Here is an 18,028-nt window from a genome sequence, read left to right as displayed (position 1 = left end):
TTCGCGGCGTTTCCTGCATGCCTTCCGCTAGGCGGGCGCGCTTTTAGCCCGGCGCGGAGGAAGGCTGCGCGTCGAGTGCATCCATCCGCCGCCGCAACATGGGACCGAGGATCGTCAGCAGCACCGCGCCGGCAAGGCACATTGCCGCGTGCAGCAGCCAGAACTGCCAGTGCGGCATCTGCTCGTAGAACCGTCCGAGCCAGCCGACGACGATGCCCGAGACAAACAGCGCCAGATAGGCTGCGGCGACCGCCATGGCATTGACACCCGGCGGGGCGCGGCGCGAAACGAGCGCCAGGATGGTCGGCCAGCTGAACATGAAGGCGACCCCCGACAGGAAATAGGCGATCGCCGGCCAGACGATTGCGGCCTTGCCGGAGACGCCCGTCTGCCACGCCCCCGCCGCCAGCGCGAGCATCGACAGCGCCATGACCACCGAGCCTTGCGCCATCTTACCGGTGTCGTGCGGCTCGGTCCCGCGCCTGGCCTGCCAGCTCCACAGCGCGACCAGCACCGGCGCGATCAGGACCGATGCAAGCGGATCCTCGGCATTGAACCATGCCGGCGGCACGTTGCCGAGCGGAGTGGCGAGGTCTACGCTCCCCGCCACCCAGAGCATCCCGATGTTCGCGCTCTGGTCGTAGGGCAGGATCCAGAACAGGTTGAGCGCGACGACGACGAATACCAGGCCCAGCATGCGCCAGTCGGCCGATTGCATCGCCGGAGTGGTTGCGTTCCTGCGCAGCGGCTTGTCGTCGGCGAAATGCCGCCACCCGGCGATATAGACCGCCCCGGCGAGCAGCATCATCACCGCCGCCAGACCGAACCCGAAGTGCCAGCCGTAGACCTGGGCGAGCAAGCCGCAGAGCAAGGGGCCGAGCATTGCCCCGACGTTGATGCCGGTCGAGAACACCGTGAAGCCGCGCGTGCGCCGCGATTCGTCATCGCGTGGATAAAGGTGGCCGACCTGCGCCGCGACGTTGCCCTTGAGGCAGCCCGAGCCGAGCACCAGCAGGAGCAGCGCGAGCAGGAAGCTGGCGTCGAACGACATCGCCAGGTGACCCGCCGTCATCAACGCGATGCCGATCAACACCGTCTTGCGCGCGCCCAGCCAGCGGTCGGCGACGATACCCCCGAACAGCGGAGTGAAATAGACGAAACCGGCGTAGAGCCCGAAGGTCTGGCTGGCGAAGGCGGTCGTGCTGAGCGGCCCGAACACGCTCTCCACCGCCGCGCGGTAGCCGGCCATTCCGGCGATCTTCTCGATCCTGCCGGGCAGCAGCAGTTCCTGCACCATGTAAAGCACCAGCAGACCGCGCATCCCGTAGAACGAGAACCGCTCCCACGCCTCGGTGAAGGAGAGGAACAGCAGCCCTTTGGGGTGGCCGAACCAGGTATCGCCGCGCCGGTCGGCGGCCGCGTCGCTCATCAATTTGCACCCGCGGGCAAAGCGCAGGTCGAACGCGGCTCGTGCATGCAAGGCCCCCCGGTCAGTATGGGTGCGACGCTACAGAATTGGGTCTCACGGCACCAGTACCGTATCGACCGCCACTTCTGCGGTCTCGGGATAGTCGAGCGTGTAGTGCAGCCCGCGACTTTCGTGGCGGTGCAGCGCGCTGCGTACGATCAGGTCGGCGCATTGCTGCAAGTTGCGCAGTTCGATGAGATCGGTGGTGACGCGGAAGTGGCCGTAGTAGTCGGCGATCTCGCCCGATAGCAGCGCGATCCGGTGCGCGGCGCGCTCGAGCCGCTTGGTGGTGCGGACAATGCCGACGTAGTTCCACATGAAGCGGCGGATCTCGGTCCAGTTCTGCTTGATGACCACCTCTTCGTCGGAGTCGGTCACGCGGCTTTCGTCCCAGGCGCGGATCGGCGGCACCGCGTCGAGCTTGTCCCAGCAGGCGAGGATGTCGCGCGCCGCCGCCTCGCCGAACACGAAGCATTCGAGCAGGCTGTTCGACGCGAGGCGGTTGGCGCCGTGCAGCCCGCTCTCGGTGCACTCGCCCGCCGCCCATAGCCCCGGCAGATCGGTGCGTGCGTCGAGCCCGATCAGCACGCCGCCGCAGGTGTAGTGCTGCGCGGGCACGACCGGGATCGGCTGCTTCGTCATGTCGATGCCGAGACCGAGCAACTTCTCGTGGATCGTCGGGAAATGCTCACGGACGAAATCGGGCGGCTGGTGGCTGATGTCGAGGTGGACGTAGTCGAGACCGTAGCGTTTGATCTGATCGTCGTTGGCCCGGGCGACGATATCGCGCGGAGCCAGTTCCATCCGCTCGGGGTCGTAGCGCTCCATGTAGCGCTCGCCGGTGACCGGATTGATCAGCCGCCCCCCCTCGCCGCGCACCGCCTCGGTGATGAGGAAGTTCTTGACCTCGAGATTGTACAGGCAGGTCGGGTGGAACTGCATGAATTCCATGTTCGAGACCCGCGCCCCGGCGCGCCAGGCCATGGCGATGCCGTCTCCGGTCGCTCCGCGCGGCGCGGTCGAGAACTGGTAGACCCGGCCCGCTCCGCCCGAAGCCATGACCGTGGCGCGCGCGGTATAAGCCTCGACCTTGCCGCTCGCGGTGTCGAGTGCATAGGCGCCCCAGACCCGGCCCGAACCGGAAAAGCGCGCTTCGTTCTTGCCCGTGATCAGATCGATGCAGGTGTGTTCGGGCAGCAGGGTGATGTTGGGGTTTTCCTCGGCCGCCTTGAGCAGCGCGGCCTGCACCGCCCAGCCAGTCGCGTCGTTGACGTGGACGATGCGGCGGTGGCTGTGCCCGCCCTCGCGGGTCAGGTGCAGCGCCGGCCCCTCGGTGTTGAAGGGCACGCCGAGCTGGACCAGCCGCTCGATCGCTGCGGGGGCACGCTCGATGACGTATTCGACCGTCTCGCGCCGGTTGAGCCCCGCGCCGGCGGTCATCGTGTCGCGAATATGTTCCGCGAAGGTGTCGCCGGCATCGAGCACCGCGGCGATCCCCCCCTGCGCCCAGGCGGTCGAACCGCTGGTCAGCGGACCCTTGGCCAGCACCGTCACCTTGCAGCGCTGCGCAAGCGTCAGCGCCGCGGTGAGACCGGCGGCGCCGGAGCCGATTACGAGAACGTCGCTGGCCTTGCCTGTCATGGCGCCGTCATGGCTTGCCGCGCCTTGCTCGGCAAGCGTTCAGGCCGCTTCGGGCACGCCGCTGGTGAGCTGTACGAAAACGTCTTCCAAGTCCGCCTCGCGAGTCGTCACGTCCTCTATCGTGAAACCCTGGGCCTGCAGCCGGGCGAGCACCTGGCCGGCGCTGACCCGGGACTTGTCGAAAGTTATCGCGATACTCCGCTCGCCCGTCTTTTCGCACTTGTGGAACGCGGGGTCGCTCGGGATCTCCCCGATGTCCCTGTCGACCGTCACCTCGACCACCTTTTCCCCCATCATGCCGATCATTTCGCGGGTCGGCTTGTTGGCGATCAGTTCGCCGTGGTTGATGATGGCGATGCGGTCGCAGAGCTCCTCGGCCTCCTCGAGGTAGTGGGTCGTCAGGACCACGGTCACGCCCTCGGCGTTGAGTTCGGTGACCAGCTCCCACAGCTGACGGCGCAGTTCGACGTCGACGCCCGCCGTCGGCTCGTCGAGCACCAGGATCGGCGGCGAGTGGACCATCGCCTTGGCGATCAGCAGGCGCCGTTTCATGCCGCCCGATAGCGTGCGCGAATAGGCGTCGCGCTTGTCTTCGAGGTGCACCGCGCGGAGCAGTTCCATCGACCGGCGCAGCGCCTTGGGCACGCCGTACATCCCGCCCTGGTTTTCGAGCACTTCGAAGGGCGTGAAGAACGGATCGAAGACGATCTCCTGCGGCACGATGCCGATGTTGAGCTTGGCGTTGCGGTGGTCACGGTCGATATCGTGGCCCCAGATCTCCACCGTGCCCGAGGTCTTGGTGACCAGCCCGGCCATGATGTTGATCAGCGTCGACTTGCCGGCGCCGTTCGGCCCGAGCAGCCCGAAGATGCCGCCTTCGGGGACATCGAAGGTCACCCCCTTGAGCGCCAGCTTGGGCGGTGCGCCGGGCGATGCGGCATATTCCTTGACCAGGTCGCGGATGGCGATGGCGGGTGCGGTGTCGCTCATGCGCTCGCCTTTAGAGGCGCGGGACGCACGGCGTAAAGCTGTCGTTTGTTGCCGCCGTCTTAACCATGCAGGGCAACCATCCCCTATCGGCTGCTATCGTAAGAGCGGCACGATGGGGCCTATAACATCCTGCAAACCTTGCCTGCCAGCGCAGGGCCCGCGCGCGGTTCTCGCGCTCGCCGCCGCTGTGCCGTGCATCTTGGCGCCCGGGCAAGCGAGGGCGCAGGACACGGCCAGCGCCGACGCGCTGACAGTCATCCAGACTCCGGGATCCATCGCCAAGACCGCCGACATGGCCTTCGGCTCGATCGTCCAGCCAAACGCCGCCGGCACCATCGTCCTGACCCCGGCCAGCACCGCGAACTGCACGGCATCGAGCGGGCTTGTCCGCAGCGGGGTGTGCCGCGCCGCCCGCTTCAATATCTACGGTAAGCGCAACTGGAAGGTGCGCATCCGCGAGACCAACGGCGGGACCGTTACGCTGGCCGCCGGGGCCGGAAACAGCATGACGATGGACGCCATCACTCTCGGAACGACGGGGATGACGAGCGCAAACGGCGGCGGAAGCGGCTGGAACCTTGGCCGCTACAACATCGACACCGCCAACGGCATCACCGAATTCAGGCTCGGCGGAACCCTGCATGTCGGCGCCGCCCAGCCCGCCGGGGTCTACCACGGCACCGTGCTCGTGCAGATCCAGTTCAACTGAACCGCTGTTGCCAGAACCCGCGCTTCGCGATAACGGCGGGGCCGTGGAATACGTACCCGAAATCACCCTGACCGACACCCGCCGCGTCTCGTGCGACGGCGCCGGCGCAATCCGCGGCGGAGCGGGCTATCGCCCGGCATCGCTCGGGCACCCGCGCGTCTGGCTCGAGATCGACGAAAAGGGCTACGTCGATTGCGGTTACTGCGATCGTCGTTTCGTGCTGAGGGGCAGCGCGGCCGAACACGGCATCCACGAGGTTTCGCCCGGCGACCTGCCCGAACCGGGCGACGCGAGCGTCGCCTGAGATCAGGCGGTCAGCCGGTGTTCACCCGGTCCGGTGTAAGAATCCGGTCAGGAGACACACGATGAAGACCTTTCTTTCCTGCATCGCCGGCGCTGCAATTGCGTTCGGCGCGATTTCACCCGCCGTTGCCGGAGACCGCGTGGCACGGGGCGAGGAGCGGCTGGCGAAGCTGATCGATGGGCGGACCGCCGGCGAACCGGTAAGCTGCATCAACACTTTGCGCAGTGACAGCCCCGAGATCATCGACCAGGTCGCCATGGTCTACGGCCACGGCAAGACGATTTACGTCGCCCGGCCCGCGCAGCCCCGGCAACTCGACACCTCGGACATCCTGGTAATCAACCGTTTCAGCCCGAGCCAGCTGTGCGTCCAGGACCAGATGCACACCATCGACAGGTCGAGCGGGATGACGACGGGAATCGTCTTCCTGACCGAATTCGTGCCCTACACCCGGGAGGGCTGACCGTTTGGCAGCCGCCCGGCGCCCATGGGCGGCTGACCTGCTGCATTTCTGGTTTCACCATCTCGGCCCGGCCGATTGGTTTGCTTCCGACCCCGCGCTCGATCGAGAACTGGCGCGGCGCTTCGGCCGATGGTGGGACGCGCTGCGACGCCGCCCTGCCTCCGACTTCCTGGGCGATGCATATATCGCGCGCGGTGCCGTGCTTCTGTTCGACCAAATCCCGCGCAACCTGCACCGCCAGTCGGCGCTCGCCTTCACCAGCGACCCGCTTGCCCGCGCCATCGCCAAGGGCGCGCTCGAACGCGGCTGGGATACGGGGCTGGGACTTCACGAACGCCAGTTTCTGGCCATGCCGCTGATGCATAGCGAGGATCGCCGGGACCAGATCGCGAGTGTGCGCTTTTTCGCCGAACTCGGTGATTCGAGGGCACTCGCTTTTGCCCGCGCGCATCGCCGAATGATTGCCCGTTTTGGCCGCTTTCCGCACCGCAATGCCGTGCTTGGCAGAGCGCCAACCGCTCTTGAGCAAGAGGCAATTGCCGCGGGCTTTGCCTGGTGACCGGCGGGACCGGTCGAATCTCGCCATTTCGCCTGGGGCAACGCCCATCCGGAGATCCGGTTGATCGAACCATTTGCAGCGCATTCTTCTTGCGTTTCGAAGCGTCTGAGATAAGGCGCGGCTTCCGGGAACGCTTGACCCGACTCGTCGTTGAGGGCAAAGACGAGATGCATTATAGGGAGTCGTATATGAAGATCGCCAAAACCACTTTCACCGCGCTCGCGGCCGCTGGGCTTATTGCCACACCGCTGGCAGCGCAGGCCGCCGAAGCTCGCGGGTCCTCGCATGTTTCGCAGAAGGAAGAATTGGCCGGCGGTTCGCTTCTCCCCATTCTTGCCGTGCTCGGCGCAGCCGTCGCGGTGGCTCTCCTGGTTTCGAACGACGACAGCTTCGACACCAGCGACCTTCCCGCCAGCCCGTAGGGCTCGCGTACCACAAGATTTCGAAAAGGGCCGCGTTACTGCGGCCCTTTTCATTTCGTCGCGAGTTCGCGCGACAGGCGCACGCTGGTTTTCTCGTAGCCGAGATGTTCGTAAAAGGCGTGCGCCCGTTCGCGGGCGAGGTTGCTCGTCACTTCGATCAATCGGCAGCCCGACGCGAGCAGGTGCCGCTCGGCAGCGGCGACCAGTTCTGCGCCGATGCCCTGGCCGCGCAGCCGCTCCTCGATCACCATCATCGAAATCCGCCCGACGGGTGCGGGGCGGTGGATCACGCGCATCAGCGAGGTGCTGAGACAGCCGACCACCTCGCCCCCGCGCACGGCGACCAAAACCGCGCATCCTTCGGCCGATAACTGATCCAAGCGCTCTTCGATCTCGGCCGCGGTGGAGTCGTAGCCGAGCTGGCCGACCAACCGGGCGAGCGCCGCGCTGTCCTCCGCCGCGGCCGCCCGGATCAGGCTTTCGCCCACGACTGGCAGCTTTCGGCCTTGCCCCCCTGCTTGGTGCACAACTCCGCCATCTCGGTGCGCAGACCGTCGAGCACTTCGCTGCCGCCGTTCTTGGCCGCCCATTCGGCCAGCGACTGGCCCCACTTGTCGATCTTGACTCGGGTCCGCTGGAAATAGCCCTCCTGGTTCTTGGCCAACTCCGCGAGCACGGCTTGCGCGCTGGCCTCGACGGCCTTTTTGTCTTTCGGCGTGAGGCGCATCACGTAGTTCGACCACGAGATGGCCCACTGCACCCGCGTCGCCGGGCCGCGCGAGGCCTCGTAAGCCTTGTGCGCCCAGTCGATCGCCTCCGCGTCCTTGCCTTGCGCTTCGGCGAAGTCGGCAAGGCTGCTCATGTAATAGTAGGGCGCTTCGGAGGTCTCGAGTTCGCCGAGCAGGATTTTGCGGCCCGCCTCGATGTCTCCGGCGTCCTTGAGCAGGTAAGCGGCATCGTCCATCACCGATTGCCGCTGCTGCTTGTCCTTGGCGTGGGCATCGGCCCACTCGGCCCGCTCGCGAACCTTCGCCAGAACGTCGGCCGGGACCTTTCCGCCATTCGAATTGGCGAGTGCGATGTCGATATTCGCGGCGTCGACCCGGTCCGTCAGCGAAAGTCCGTCGGCGGCGAAGATCGTGTCGCCGGCCTCGATCAGCTTGCCGGTCAACCGCTCGCGCGCCTCGCCCGCGGGCAAGGCGTTGACCAAGTCGGGAGCGTAATATGTCAGCTCCTGCCGGTTGGCGAGGATCTCGTCTTTGTCTTCGAGCATGCCGCCAAGCACGCGTTCGACCCGTGCCTGCTGTTCGGCGGTGAGCGTGTCGTCGGCTTCGACCGCCAAGGCTAGCAGGCCGAAGCGGCGCTGCAGTTCGGGCGTCGGCGCCGATTGCGCGAGCCGGCCGAGCAGCGTCCCGGCCTTGGTCAGGTCGGAAAAGTGCTTGGGATCGTTCATCCAGTCGAACCCGCCCAGAATGGTCCAGTCCTCCTTGTCGAGGTTGGCGGTGTTGGCCCGGGCCTTGGCCAACAGAGTTTCGATCGAGGTCGTGCGCTTGGCCGCGACCTCCAGCAGGTGGGGCAACTCGCCGGCCATCGTCGCGCTGGCGATGCGCGTGATCTCGGTCCCGTCGGGTTGCAGGATGATGACGGTCGGATAGCCGCTGATGCCGAACTGTTCGCCCCAGCGCTGTGCACCCTCGGTATCGCCGTCGAGATAGACGGGAATGAAGTTCTGCGTCTCGGCAATGAATTCCGGGTCGCGGAAAAGCGTGGCCTTCATCTGGTTGCACGGCGGGCACCACACCGCACCCCAGTAAAGGATGACCGGCTTGCCGGCTTCCTTGGCTTCGGTCAGCGCATCGGCAACGTCGCCGTGGCGCCAGGCGATTTCGCTGGCCTGGGCGACTTCGGCCTGGTCGCTGCCGTTCTGGCAGGCGGCGGTGGCAAGCGTCAGCGCGAAGGCAGCGGCAACGGTCGTATAGCGCATGCAAATCCCTTTCGTCGGTCGCGCTTGTGGCCCGACTCGCATCGCGGGGCAAGGTTGCGGATGCAACCGGAAGCGCCGGTACCCCGACATGGGCATTTACAATCGCTTTCGCCGCAGCCTACCCTGTCCCAGGGGAACAGGCTGGCCGAACCCGCCGCCCTGCCTGGCCTGGGGGAGGGCTTTATGCGTTACGCAGTCTGGTTCGTGCGCCTGATCTATGCCGCGTGGATGATACCCGCGGGCCTCAACCATTTCATCCGCCTCTACCCGCAGCCGACCGGCAACGAGCCGCTCAGCATCGGGGTGTTCACCGCCCTGCTCGACAGCGGGCTGTTCACATTCGTCAAGGCGACCGAATTGGTTGCCGGAATCGCAGTGCTGCTCGGGATTCGCCTGCCGCTGTTCCTGGTCATGGTCCTGCCGGTCTCCTTCACGGTCTGGTACTGGGACACCGAGCTGCAGGGCTGGTGGACCGCCTCGGCGATCTACGGCTGGTCGGTGCTGACCTGCAACGTGCTGCTGCTGCTCGCCTACTGGGATAGCTACCGGCCGATGTTCGTGCGCCACGCAACTCCGCGCTGGCCTTGGGGGCAGAAGGAGGTGCAGCCATGATCCGCCCGCTCGATGCGCTGCGCCTGCTGCTCGGCCTGCTCATGGCCGTGACGGCGTTGGCCTATTTCCTGCCCTTCCTGGTGCCCTTCGTGCCGCCGATGGCGTGGCACGATCCGATGGCGGCGCGGCTGATGGGCCAGCTCGACCAGAGCGGACTGCTGGCAGTGGCCAAGTTCATCGCCATCGCCGCCGGCGCGCTGCTGATCGTCGATCGGCTGGTGCCTTTCGCGCTCGCGGCGCTGATGCCGGTCAATGTCGTCGGCGCGTTCATCGCGCTGTTGATCGAGGGCGATGCGGTGCTCAGCGTGCTGGCGCTGCTGACCGTCGCGCTCAATGCGGCGCTATGCTTCGCCTACCTGCCGTATTACCGCGACATGCTGTCGGCGGGGCAGGTGGCCGATGGGGAGACTTCGTTGCCCGGGCAGAATTACGAGAGCCTGTTCGTCAATCCGATGTCGAGCGTGCCGGTAAAAGCATACATCAGTGCGGGGCTCGTGCTGGTTGTGGCCATGGTCTTCTACTGGAAGCATGTCCCCGGCCTCAACGGTCTGACCGGCCTGGCCACTTTGGCCGTTCCCGCCGTGCTGCTGCTCATTGGACTGGTGCGAGCGCTCACTCGCCGGAGCGAGTGAGCGCCGCGATCAATCGACCAGTTGGCCGCGGATTGCCCCGTTCGGGTAAGCCGTCGTGTGGACGTTGACGTAGAAATCCTGCGGGTTGCCCTGCAGGCGGTTCTGCGTCCATTCCGCGCCGTCCTTGCAGCCCTTCCATTCGCCCTGGTTCGACTTGGTCAGGGTCAGCACCGGCGGTCCGTTCGTCCCGGCCTTACCGAAGTGGATATGCGCCGCGGTGACGGTGTCGAGGCCCTTCAGATCCTTGAGTTCGTAACAGACCTGGTTGAATGCATCGGAAATCGAGATTTCGGCCCGGCCGGAAGCATCGGGATCGCCTCCGCCAACCTCGTTCGAGCCCAGCAGCGTCGCATGGTAGGTGTCCGAAGTGGCGTCGACCGCCTCCTCTTCGAGCGTCGCGCAGGCAGCCAGACTGGCGGCCCCGGCAAGCGCGGTGATCGAGACAATTGTTCTGTTCATGGCGACCTCTCGTGATTCGTCGCCGCGTGAGTGCGGCTTACGAGGGGTCGAACGGCCGAAAGAGAAGAGTCGTTCCGATTGTACCCACTCGATCCGCCAGACGATGGTCAAAGATGAGCGAAATCAAGGATTTCAGCGACAAGCTGGGCACGATAGCCCGGCCCGTCGGGCAGCGTTTCCGTCTCACCCGGGGGGAACTTGTCCATGAAGCTGAAGTGTCCAGCCTCAGCCACGACTTGGTAATCCACCTCGACGCATTCCGGCAGGGCGCGCAGGAATTCTCGGTGGCTACCGGGCGGGGTAATCTTATCGCGGCCGCCGGAACGCAGAAACAGCGGCAAGGTCACCTCGTCGAGCGCTCCCGGAGCTGCGAAGCATTCCACCGGAGGTGCGAGCATGGCGAGTTTTTCGACTCTCGGCTCGCGCGGAATGGACAGGCAGTCGCCCGGCGCCATCCAGATTTTCGCACCCGTCATGGCAAGCAGTTTAGTCGCTCCGACAGAGTGGCCGACGCCAACAACTGGTCCAAATGGGGGAAGCAGCATCAAGCGCAGCGGCCAGCGCTACTGCCCTATCGAGAAGATCGTCTGCGGTCGGCCGCATCGTGGCGATCATCGGAAGATCCGGAGCGACCACCTGCAGGCCTCGTTTCTCGAAACGCGCCAGCGTCGCGAAGTGGCGCTCGGGCGAGCCTCCCCGCCCAGCGGCAAAGATCACCGTCGCTTGGGCCATCCTATTCCCACTCGATCGTGCCCGGCGGCTTCGACGTGTAGTCGTAGACCACGCGGTTGATGCCCTTGACCTCGTTGACGATGCGCGTGGCGCACTGGGTGAGGAAACCGGCGTCGAAGGGGTAGACATCGGCGGTCATCCCGTCGGTGCTGGTCACCGCGCGCAGGCCGCAAACGCTGTCGTAGGTGCGGTAGTCGCCCATCACTCCGACAGTCTTGACCGGCAGCAGCACGGCGAAGGCCTGCCAGATCGCGTCGTAGAGCCCGGCCTTGCGGATCTCGTCGAGATAGATCGCGTCGGCCTTGCGCAGGATGTCGCACCGCTCCTTGGTCACCTCTCCGGGAATGCGGATGGCGAGGCCGGGACCGGGGAAGGGGTGGCGGCCGACGAAGACCTCGGGCAGGCCGAGTTCGCGGCCGAGTTCGCGGACCTCGTCCTTGAACAACTCGCGCAGCGGCTCGACCAGCTTCATGTTCATCCGCTCGGGCAGGCCGCCGACGTTGTGGTGGCTCTTGATCGTCACCGAAGGACCGCCGGTGAAGCTGACGCTCTCGATCACGTCGGGATAGAGCGTCCCCTGGGCGAGGAAGTCGGCCCCGCCGATCTTGCGCGCCTCTTCTTCGAACAGGTCGATGAAAGCCGCGCCGATGAACTTGCGCTTCTTCTCGGGATCGGTCTCGCCTGCCAGCCCGCCGAGGAACTTCTCTTCGGCGTCCACATGAATCAGCGGAATGTTGTAGTGGTCGCGAAACAGGGTAACGACCTGCTCGGCCTCACCCAACCGCATCAGGCCGTGATCGACGAAGACGCAGGTCAGCTGATCGCCGATCGCCTCGTGGATCAGCACCGCGGCGACGGCGGAGTCGACCCCGCCGGAGAGGCCGCAGATGACCTTGCCGTCGGCGACCTGGGCGCGAATTTCCTCGATCTTGGTCTTGCGGAACTCGGCCATCGTCCAGTCTCCGGCAAGCCCGCAGACGTGGCGCACGAAGTTGGCGATCAAGCGGCCGCCATCTGGCGTGTGGACCACTTCGGGGTGGAACTGCGTGCCGTAGAACTTGCGCTCCTCGTCGGCGATCACCGCGAAGGGCGCGCCGTCGCTGATCGCGACGATCTCGAAACCGGGGGCGAAGCGAGTGACCTTGTCGCCGTGGCTCATCCAGACCTGATGGCGCTCGCCGACGTGCCAGAGGCCGTCGAACAGCGCGCATTCCTTGGTCACGGTGAGGAACGCGCGGCCGAATTCGCCGCCGTCGCCCGTCTCGTGCCCGGGGCGCACTTCCCCGCCGAGCTGATGGCTCATCACCTGCTGGCCGTAGCAGATGCCCAAAATGGGGATGCCGGCCTCGAACAGGATTTCGGGTGCGCGCGGCGAGCCTTCCTCTGGCACCCCGGCCGGAGAGCCGGACAGGATGATGCCTTTGGGCTTCAAGCGGTGGAATGCCGCCTCGGCCAGCGAGAACGGCGCGATCTCGGAATAGACGCCTGCCTCGCGGACCCTTCGCGCGATAAGCTGCGTCACCTGGCTGCCGAAATCGACGATGAGGATGGAATCGGGAAGGTGCGCTGCGTCCATGGCGGGGCGATAGTGAGGCCGCGCCGGGCTGTAAAGCGAGGCAGCGCCCGCGCCGAGACCGGTGTGCGGCCTGTGCATCCACCATGCGCCTGAGCCCGTCGGGCGGACAGGTCGCCGTGTTGCATCGAATGCATTGGAACTGCGTTTTTTCGCACTTGCAATATATATGCTGCACCGCAACATTGTATGCGACACTTACAAACTGCCCGGAGGAAGACGATGATGAAACTTCTGATCGCCGCTCTTGCCACGTCGGTGCTGGGGGCCGTGCCCGCTTCGGCGCAATCCACCGTGCTGGTGATCGGCGAGCGACCCGCGCCGCGACCCTCAGAACGTCATACTCCCACGCTCGACCAGAAGATCGAAGTCGCGCTCGATCGTGCATGCGAGAAGCCCTTCTTGCGGGATCTCAAGGGCTGGCAGCTTTACAAGGACTGCCGGAGCGAGGTGCGCGGCGAGATCGACCGCAAGCTCGCCGGGGCCGCCGAGCCCGCCGCGATCACCGTCGCGCTGCGCTGACCTTCACCCCCTTGCGGTCGGCCCGGCTCTCCTCCTCTCCCCCGGGCCGGCCGCGAGCACGCGAATTCTCCTCCATCCCTTCCAAACAGAAAGGCCAATCATGCTCCGCATCGCCAAGCAAATCCTCAATTCCTACTTCGAATGCGCCGGGCGCTATCCGCTCCCGCTCGTGTGGATGTAGCCACTCAGCTCACTCGAAGATTGGCGACAGGCTGTTGCACGCTACGCAACAACCGTCGCGGTTTTCGCATTTGAGTTGTATGTCATGCAACACTATTTGACCGCTCAAGCCGGCTGGGAGGCACCCCTCTCCCCCCAGCCCCCAGCCGGCGAATAACCAGAACAGGAGCTACGCCATGCGCACCATCGCATCGCACATCCTGGTCTTCCTCGCTGCCGCCACCCTTAGCGGCGCGATGCTGTCGGCAACGATCGTCTGATCGTCCACCAGTCAAGCTGAAGACCCCGTACGGGGCGCGGCCGCCCCTCTCTCCCCATCCCCCCGGCGGCCGCGCCCCGACTTTCTTTCCCCGACCAGTCGCGACTTGGCCTATCTGCGCCCCAGGAATCCGCGCGTTTCGGCATCGCAAGCACCCCGCGCCGGACTTGTGCAAAATATGCCCGCGACGCTTGGGAATGGCCCCTCCAATCCCTATATGATGGGCATGGACGCAAACTGCGAAAACACCCCCAACACCAACGGCTATGGAGCCGATAGCATCAAGGTCCTCAAGGGCCTCGACGCTGTGCGCAAGCGCCCCGGCATGTACATCGGCGATACCGACGACGGATCGGGCCTTCACCACATGGTGTTCGAGGTCTCCGACAACGCCATCGACGAGGCGCTGGCCGGGCACTGCGACCTGATCCTGATCGAACTCAACCCCGACGGCTCCGTCTCGGTCGAGGACAACGGCCGCGGCATTCCGGTCGACATGCACAAGGGCGAGGGCGTCTCGGCGGCCGAGGTCATCATGACCCAGCTCCACGCCGGCGGTAAGTTCGAGAACACTTCCGACGACAACGCCTACAAGGTTTCCGGCGGTCTGCACGGCGTCGGCGTCTCCGTTGTCAACGCGCTCAGCGAATGGCTGGAGCTGACCATCTGGCGCGACGACAAGGAGCACTGGATGCGCTTCGAGCACGGCAACGCCGTCTCGCCGCTCGAGATCAGGGGGCCGGCCGGGCGCGAGCGCACCGGCACGCGCGTCACCTTCATGCCCAGCACCGACACGTTCAAGAACGTCACCGAATTCGATTTCGAGAAGCTCGAGCATCGCTATCGCGAGCTCGCCTTCCTCAATTCGGGCGTTCACATCCTGCTGCGCGACAAGCGCCACGCCGACGTGGCCGAACACGACCTGTTCTACGAAGGCGGCATCTCGGCCTTCGTGAAATACCTCGACCGCAACAAGCAGCCGCTGGTGCCCGAGCCGATCTCGGTCTCGGCCGAGAAGGACGGCATCGGCATCGACGTCGCTCTCGAATGGAACGACAGCTACTACGAAAACGTCCTGTGCTTCACCAACAACATCCCGCAGCGCGACGGCGGCACGCACCTCGCCGCGTTCCGCGCCGCGCTGACCCGTACGCTCAACGGCTATGCCGAACGTTCGGGGCTGATGAAGAAGGAGAAGGTCACTCTCTCCGGCGAAGACATGCGCGAAGGCCTGACGGCGATCGTTTCGGTCAAGCTGCCCGATCCCAAGTTCGGCAGTCAGACCAAGGACAAGCTGGTCAGCTCCGAAGTGCGCCAGCCGCTCGAAAGCCTCATGGGCGAGAAGATGACCGAGTGGCTCGAGGAGAATCCCAACGACGCCAAGGCGATCATCCTCAAGATCATCGATGCCGCCGCGGCCCGCGAAGCGGCGCGCAAGGCGCGCGAGCTGACCCGCCGCAAGGGCGCGCTCGACGTCGCCAGCCTGCCGGGCAAACTCTCGGACTGCCGCGAGCGCGATCCGTCGAAGAGCGAGCTGTTCCTGGTCGAGGGGGATTCGGCCGGCGGCTCGGCCAAGTCGGGCCGAGACAGCCAGTACCAGGCGATCCTCCCGCTGCGCGGCAAGATCCTCAACGTCGAACGCGCGCGCTTCGACCGGATCATCTCCTCCAAGGAAGTCGGCACGCTGATCCAGGCGATGGGCACCGGCCTGCGCGACGAGTTCGACCTCGGCAAGCTGCGCTACCACAAGATCGTCATCATGACCGACGCCGACGTCGACGGGGCGCATATCCGCACCCTGCTGCTGACCTTCTTCCACCGCCAGATGCCGGACATCATCCGCGCCGGCCATCTGTTCATCGCCCAGCCGCCGCTGTTCAAGGTCAGCAAGGGCCGCTCCGAGGTCTATCTCAAGGACCAGGGCGCGCTCGACCGCTACCTTGTCGACACCGGACTTCAGGGCCGGCTGCTGGAAACGCAGTCGGGCCTTATTCCGGCAACGGGGCTCCGCACGCTCGTCGACCACGCGCTACGCCTCAAGAACCTGATGGCCTTTGTCCCGCGGCGTTACGACGCCGGCGTGATCGAGCAACTCGCGCTTGCCGGGGCGTTCGATCCGGACGCTTCTCCGGCGGCGCGAGCCGAAGCGCTGGCGGCAGCGGCGGCGCGCCTGTCGATGGGCGATCCGGAAGCGACCTGGGAAGGCGACCTCTCTCCCGAAGGCGCAATCCGGATGCGGCGCGTATGGCGCGGGGTCGCCGATGTGCACCTGCTCGACGCCACCTTCGTGTCGAGCGCCGAAGCGCGCAAGATGCACCGGCTCGCACAGGAACAGGTCGAATACTATGAAGCGCCTTCGCGGCTGGTCCGCGCCTCCGAAGCCGAGGCCGAACCCGAGCCAGAGCCGGAGGGATCCGAAGAGGACGCGGAGGGCGACGCCCCGGTGCTTGTCGCCGGCGCCATCACCCGGCCCACCGAACTGCTCAACGCGGTTCTCGCCGCGGGCCGCAAAGGCTTGTCGATCAGCCGCTACAAGGGCCTCGGCGAGATGAACGCCGAGCAGCTGTGGGAGACCACGCTCGACCCCGACAACCGTCAGCTGCTGCAGGTCAAGGTCGAGGACGCCGATGTGACCGACGAGATTTTCACGCGCCTGATGGGCGATGTCGTCGAACCGCGCCGCGAGTTCATCCAGGACAACGCGCTCAACGTGGCCAATCTCGACGTCTGATCGGACACGGCAGGGACGCCGCAAGGCCCGTCCGGCCGAATCGCCTCGAAGTCAGGCGGGTCAGCCGATCCTGGTCGTCGCCGAGCGGTCGACGGGGCGGGTCTTGTCGACGCCTGTCACTTCGTTGACGAGGTCGTCGAACAGCGCCTCGAAGTGGATCATGGCCTGTCGCAGATCCTCGGTAGAGGCATTGTCCCTGCCATAGCTGAGCACGATCTCGTGTCCCTCTCGGTAGTGCCGCGCCACTTCGCCGTGGTCGACGGTCAGGTCTTCGTAGCGGCGGTCGAAGTCGGCCATGGGATAACCGCGCGCGGTCATGATCTCCGCCAGCAGGCGATCGGCGTGGTGTACCGCTTCAACCGGGCTGTCGACGAACACCGCCTTCACTTCACGCCACTCGTCGATGAACTCGCTTCGCTGCTGGAGGCCGAGCGGGCGGATGTCGAGATGCTTGACCCGCTTCTCTCGCTCTTCGAGATCGCGTTCGGCATCGGCCACGCCGCCGCGGGCTTCGACCGTCCGGTCGTATTCGTCGCCATAGTGTTCGCGCAGCGCAGCCGTGTTCTTGCGCCGGGCGATGAACCAGAAGGCCAGCGCCAGCACCACCGCCGCGGCGATCAGGATGAGAATGGCTGTCTGCGTCTGCATCGGGGCACCTTTCCTGTGGGCCCCTCCCGCTCACGGTGACAACTACGGAAGAGCCGGGATCCAGTTCCCGGTCCCGCCGCGCTGCCGTGCGCCCTGTCTCACCGCCTAGCGGAGCTCACTCGGCGGCTTCGGCCTGTTCGGCTTCGCGGGCGGCGAATTCCAATGTCGCGAGAAACCGCTCGGCGTCGAGCGCGGCCATGCAGCCGGTGCCCGCGGCCGTGACGGCCTGGCGATAGACGTGGTCCATCACGTCGCCGCAGGCGAAGACGCCGGGGACGTTGGTCTTCGGCGTACCCGGTTCGACCAGCAGGTAGCCGTTTGCGTCCATCTCCAGCTTCCCCTTGAAGAGCTCGGTCGCCGGGGCATGGCCGATCGCGACGAAGGCGCCCTCGCAGGCGAACTCGCTGGATTCGCCGGTGACGGTATCCAGCAGTTTCAGGCCGGTCAGTCCGGCACCAGCCGGATCGCCGAGGAATTCCTCGACCGTCTTGTTCCACAGCACCGAGATCTTGGGATGGGCGAACAGCCGGTCCTGCAGGATCTTCTCCGCGCGCAATTCGTCGCGGCGGTGGATCAGGGTCACGTCGTCCGAATGGTTGGTCAGGTAAAGCGCTTCCTCGACCGCGGTGTTGCCGCCGCCGATCACCGCGACCTTCTTGCCGCGGTAGAAGAACCCGTCGCAGGTCGCGCAGGCGCTGACGCCCTTGCCCGACAGCGCCTCCTCGCCCGGCGCGCCGAGCCACTTGGCCTGCGCCCCGGTGGCGATGACCAGCACGTCGCCGACATATTCGTCGCCGCTGTCGCCGATCGCCTTGAACGGCGTGCCGCCGGCGATGTCGACCTCGGTGATGGTGTCCCACATCATCCGCGTACCGACATGTTCGGCCTGCGCCTGCATCTCCTGCATCAGCCACGGCCCCTGGATAACCTCGCGGAAGCCCGGGTAGTTCTCGACGTCGGTGGTGATGGTCAGTTGGCCGCCGGGCTGCAGGCCCTGCACGACGATCGGCTCCATCCCGGCACGCGCGCCGTAGATGGCGGCAGAAAGGCCGGCGGGGCCGGAGCCGATGATGAGCATGCGGGTGGTGTGAGTCGCCATGTGGTCCGTCTCTGATGAAGAATCGCCTCAGCCCCTAGGTA

At 65.8% G+C, this 18,028-nt stretch carries 19 protein-coding genes; 9 read left to right on the top strand and 10 right to left on the bottom strand.

Annotated features, from left to right (window positions below; genetic code table 11):
- Positions 1-43 precede the first annotated feature (43 nt).
- The 3 genes from Q7I88_RS04635 to Q7I88_RS04625 all read right to left on the bottom strand — a co-directional run bounded on the left by Q7I88_RS04635 (position 44) and on the right by Q7I88_RS04625 (position 4,099).
- Positions 44-1,429, bottom strand: a complete 1,386-nt coding sequence (locus Q7I88_RS04635; protein WP_305097869.1) for a peptide MFS transporter — start codon at positions 1,427-1,429, stop codon at positions 44-46.
- Positions 1,430-1,522: 93 nt separating this feature from the next.
- On the bottom strand, positions 1,523-3,109 hold the full coding sequence (nadB, locus tag Q7I88_RS04630) for an L-aspartate oxidase (protein WP_305097868.1): 1,587 nt from the start codon (positions 3,107-3,109) through the stop codon (positions 1,523-1,525).
- A gap of 39 nt (positions 3,110-3,148) precedes the next feature.
- Entirely contained in the window at positions 3,149-4,099 is a 951-nt protein-coding gene (locus Q7I88_RS04625) for an ABC transporter ATP-binding protein (RefSeq protein WP_305097867.1), read from the bottom strand.
- Positions 4,100-4,298: 199 nt separating this feature from the next.
- On the opposite strand from Q7I88_RS04625, the gene Q7I88_RS04620 reads away from it, so the two are divergent.
- From Q7I88_RS04620 to Q7I88_RS04600, 5 genes are all read left to right on the top strand, one after another.
- On the top strand, positions 4,299-4,808 hold the full coding sequence (locus Q7I88_RS04620) for a DUF4402 domain-containing protein (RefSeq protein ID WP_305097866.1): 510 nt from the start codon (positions 4,299-4,301) through the stop codon (positions 4,806-4,808).
- 43 nt (positions 4,809-4,851) lie between these two features.
- Positions 4,852-5,112 (top strand): zinc-finger domain-containing protein, encoded by a 261-nt coding sequence (locus Q7I88_RS04615; protein ID WP_305097865.1) that lies wholly within the window; start codon positions 4,852-4,854, stop codon positions 5,110-5,112.
- Between the two features lie 61 nt (positions 5,113-5,173).
- Positions 5,174-5,575 (top strand): hypothetical protein, encoded by a 402-nt coding sequence (locus Q7I88_RS04610; RefSeq protein WP_305097864.1) that lies wholly within the window; start codon positions 5,174-5,176, stop codon positions 5,573-5,575.
- Between the two features lie 4 nt (positions 5,576-5,579).
- The gene (locus Q7I88_RS04605) at positions 5,580-6,134 is read left to right on the top strand and encodes a DUF924 family protein (protein WP_305097863.1); all 555 of its coding nucleotides are present in this window, start codon (positions 5,580-5,582) and stop codon (positions 6,132-6,134) included.
- A 188-nt stretch (positions 6,135-6,322) separates the two neighbouring features.
- A complete protein-coding gene (locus tag Q7I88_RS04600; RefSeq protein ID WP_305097862.1) occupies positions 6,323-6,556 on the top strand; it encodes a hypothetical protein in 234 nt (77 codons plus the stop codon).
- Positions 6,557-6,606: 50 nt separating this feature from the next.
- On the opposite strand, the gene Q7I88_RS04595 is transcribed toward Q7I88_RS04600, so the two are convergent.
- The gene (locus Q7I88_RS04595) at positions 6,607-7,044 is read right to left on the bottom strand and encodes a GNAT family N-acetyltransferase (protein WP_305097861.1); all 438 of its coding nucleotides are present in this window, start codon (positions 7,042-7,044) and stop codon (positions 6,607-6,609) included.
- Entirely contained in the window at positions 7,029-8,540 is a 1,512-nt protein-coding gene (locus Q7I88_RS04590; RefSeq protein ID WP_305097860.1) for a thioredoxin family protein, read from the bottom strand. The genes Q7I88_RS04595 and Q7I88_RS04590 overlap by 16 nt, the downstream gene beginning before the upstream one ends.
- Positions 8,541-8,723: 183 nt before the next feature.
- On the opposite strand from Q7I88_RS04590, the gene Q7I88_RS04585 reads away from it, so the two are divergent.
- Entirely contained in the window at positions 8,724-9,152 is a 429-nt protein-coding gene (locus Q7I88_RS04585) for a hypothetical protein (RefSeq protein ID WP_305097859.1), read from the top strand.
- A complete protein-coding gene (locus Q7I88_RS04580; protein ID WP_305097858.1) occupies positions 9,149-9,784 on the top strand; it encodes a hypothetical protein in 636 nt (211 codons plus the stop codon). Before Q7I88_RS04585 ends, Q7I88_RS04580 begins: the two co-directional genes overlap by 4 nt.
- Positions 9,785-9,793: 9 nt before the next feature.
- Here Q7I88_RS04580 and Q7I88_RS04575 read toward each other — a convergent pair whose 3' ends face one another.
- The 3 genes from Q7I88_RS04575 to guaA all read right to left on the bottom strand — a co-directional run bounded on the left by Q7I88_RS04575 (position 9,794) and on the right by guaA (position 12,551).
- Complete coding sequence (locus Q7I88_RS04575) at positions 9,794-10,243, bottom strand: CHRD domain-containing protein (RefSeq protein WP_305097857.1); 450 nt, start codon at positions 10,241-10,243, stop codon at positions 9,794-9,796.
- A gap of 107 nt (positions 10,244-10,350) precedes the next feature.
- Entirely contained in the window at positions 10,351-10,719 is a 369-nt protein-coding gene (locus tag Q7I88_RS04570) for an alpha/beta hydrolase (protein ID WP_305097856.1), read from the bottom strand.
- Between the two features lie 257 nt (positions 10,720-10,976).
- Complete coding sequence (guaA, locus tag Q7I88_RS04565; protein WP_305097855.1) at positions 10,977-12,551, bottom strand: glutamine-hydrolyzing GMP synthase; 1,575 nt, start codon at positions 12,549-12,551, stop codon at positions 10,977-10,979.
- 222 nt (positions 12,552-12,773) lie between these two features.
- On the opposite strand from guaA, the gene Q7I88_RS04560 reads away from it, so the two are divergent.
- Together Q7I88_RS04560 and gyrB are read left to right on the top strand one after the other, a co-directional pair.
- Positions 12,774-13,070 (top strand): hypothetical protein, encoded by a 297-nt coding sequence (locus tag Q7I88_RS04560; protein WP_305097854.1) that lies wholly within the window; start codon positions 12,774-12,776, stop codon positions 13,068-13,070.
- A gap of 665 nt (positions 13,071-13,735) precedes the next feature.
- Positions 13,736-16,240 (top strand): DNA topoisomerase (ATP-hydrolyzing) subunit B, encoded by a 2,505-nt coding sequence (gene gyrB / locus Q7I88_RS04555; RefSeq protein ID WP_305097853.1) that lies wholly within the window; start codon positions 13,736-13,738, stop codon positions 16,238-16,240.
- Positions 16,241-16,300: 60 nt separating this feature from the next.
- Here gyrB and Q7I88_RS04550 read toward each other — a convergent pair whose 3' ends face one another.
- Positions 16,301-16,888: a hypothetical protein gene (locus Q7I88_RS04550; RefSeq protein ID WP_305097852.1), complete on the bottom strand. Its 588-nt coding sequence runs from the start codon at positions 16,886-16,888 to the stop codon at positions 16,301-16,303.
- Between the two features lie 115 nt (positions 16,889-17,003).
- Positions 17,004-17,987 carry a thioredoxin-disulfide reductase gene (gene trxB / locus Q7I88_RS04545; RefSeq protein WP_305097851.1) on the bottom strand — a complete coding sequence of 328 codons (984 nt, stop codon included), beginning with the start codon at positions 17,985-17,987 and terminating at the stop codon, positions 17,004-17,006.
- Positions 17,988-18,028 lie beyond the last annotated feature (41 nt).

This window comes from Croceibacterium aestuarii (assembly GCF_030657335.1).
GTDB lineage: Bacteria > Pseudomonadota > Alphaproteobacteria > Sphingomonadales > Sphingomonadaceae > Croceibacterium_B > Croceibacterium_B aestuarii.
The sequence above is the reverse complement of the archived record's forward strand: the minus strand, read 5'-3'. Positions and strand labels throughout refer to the sequence as shown.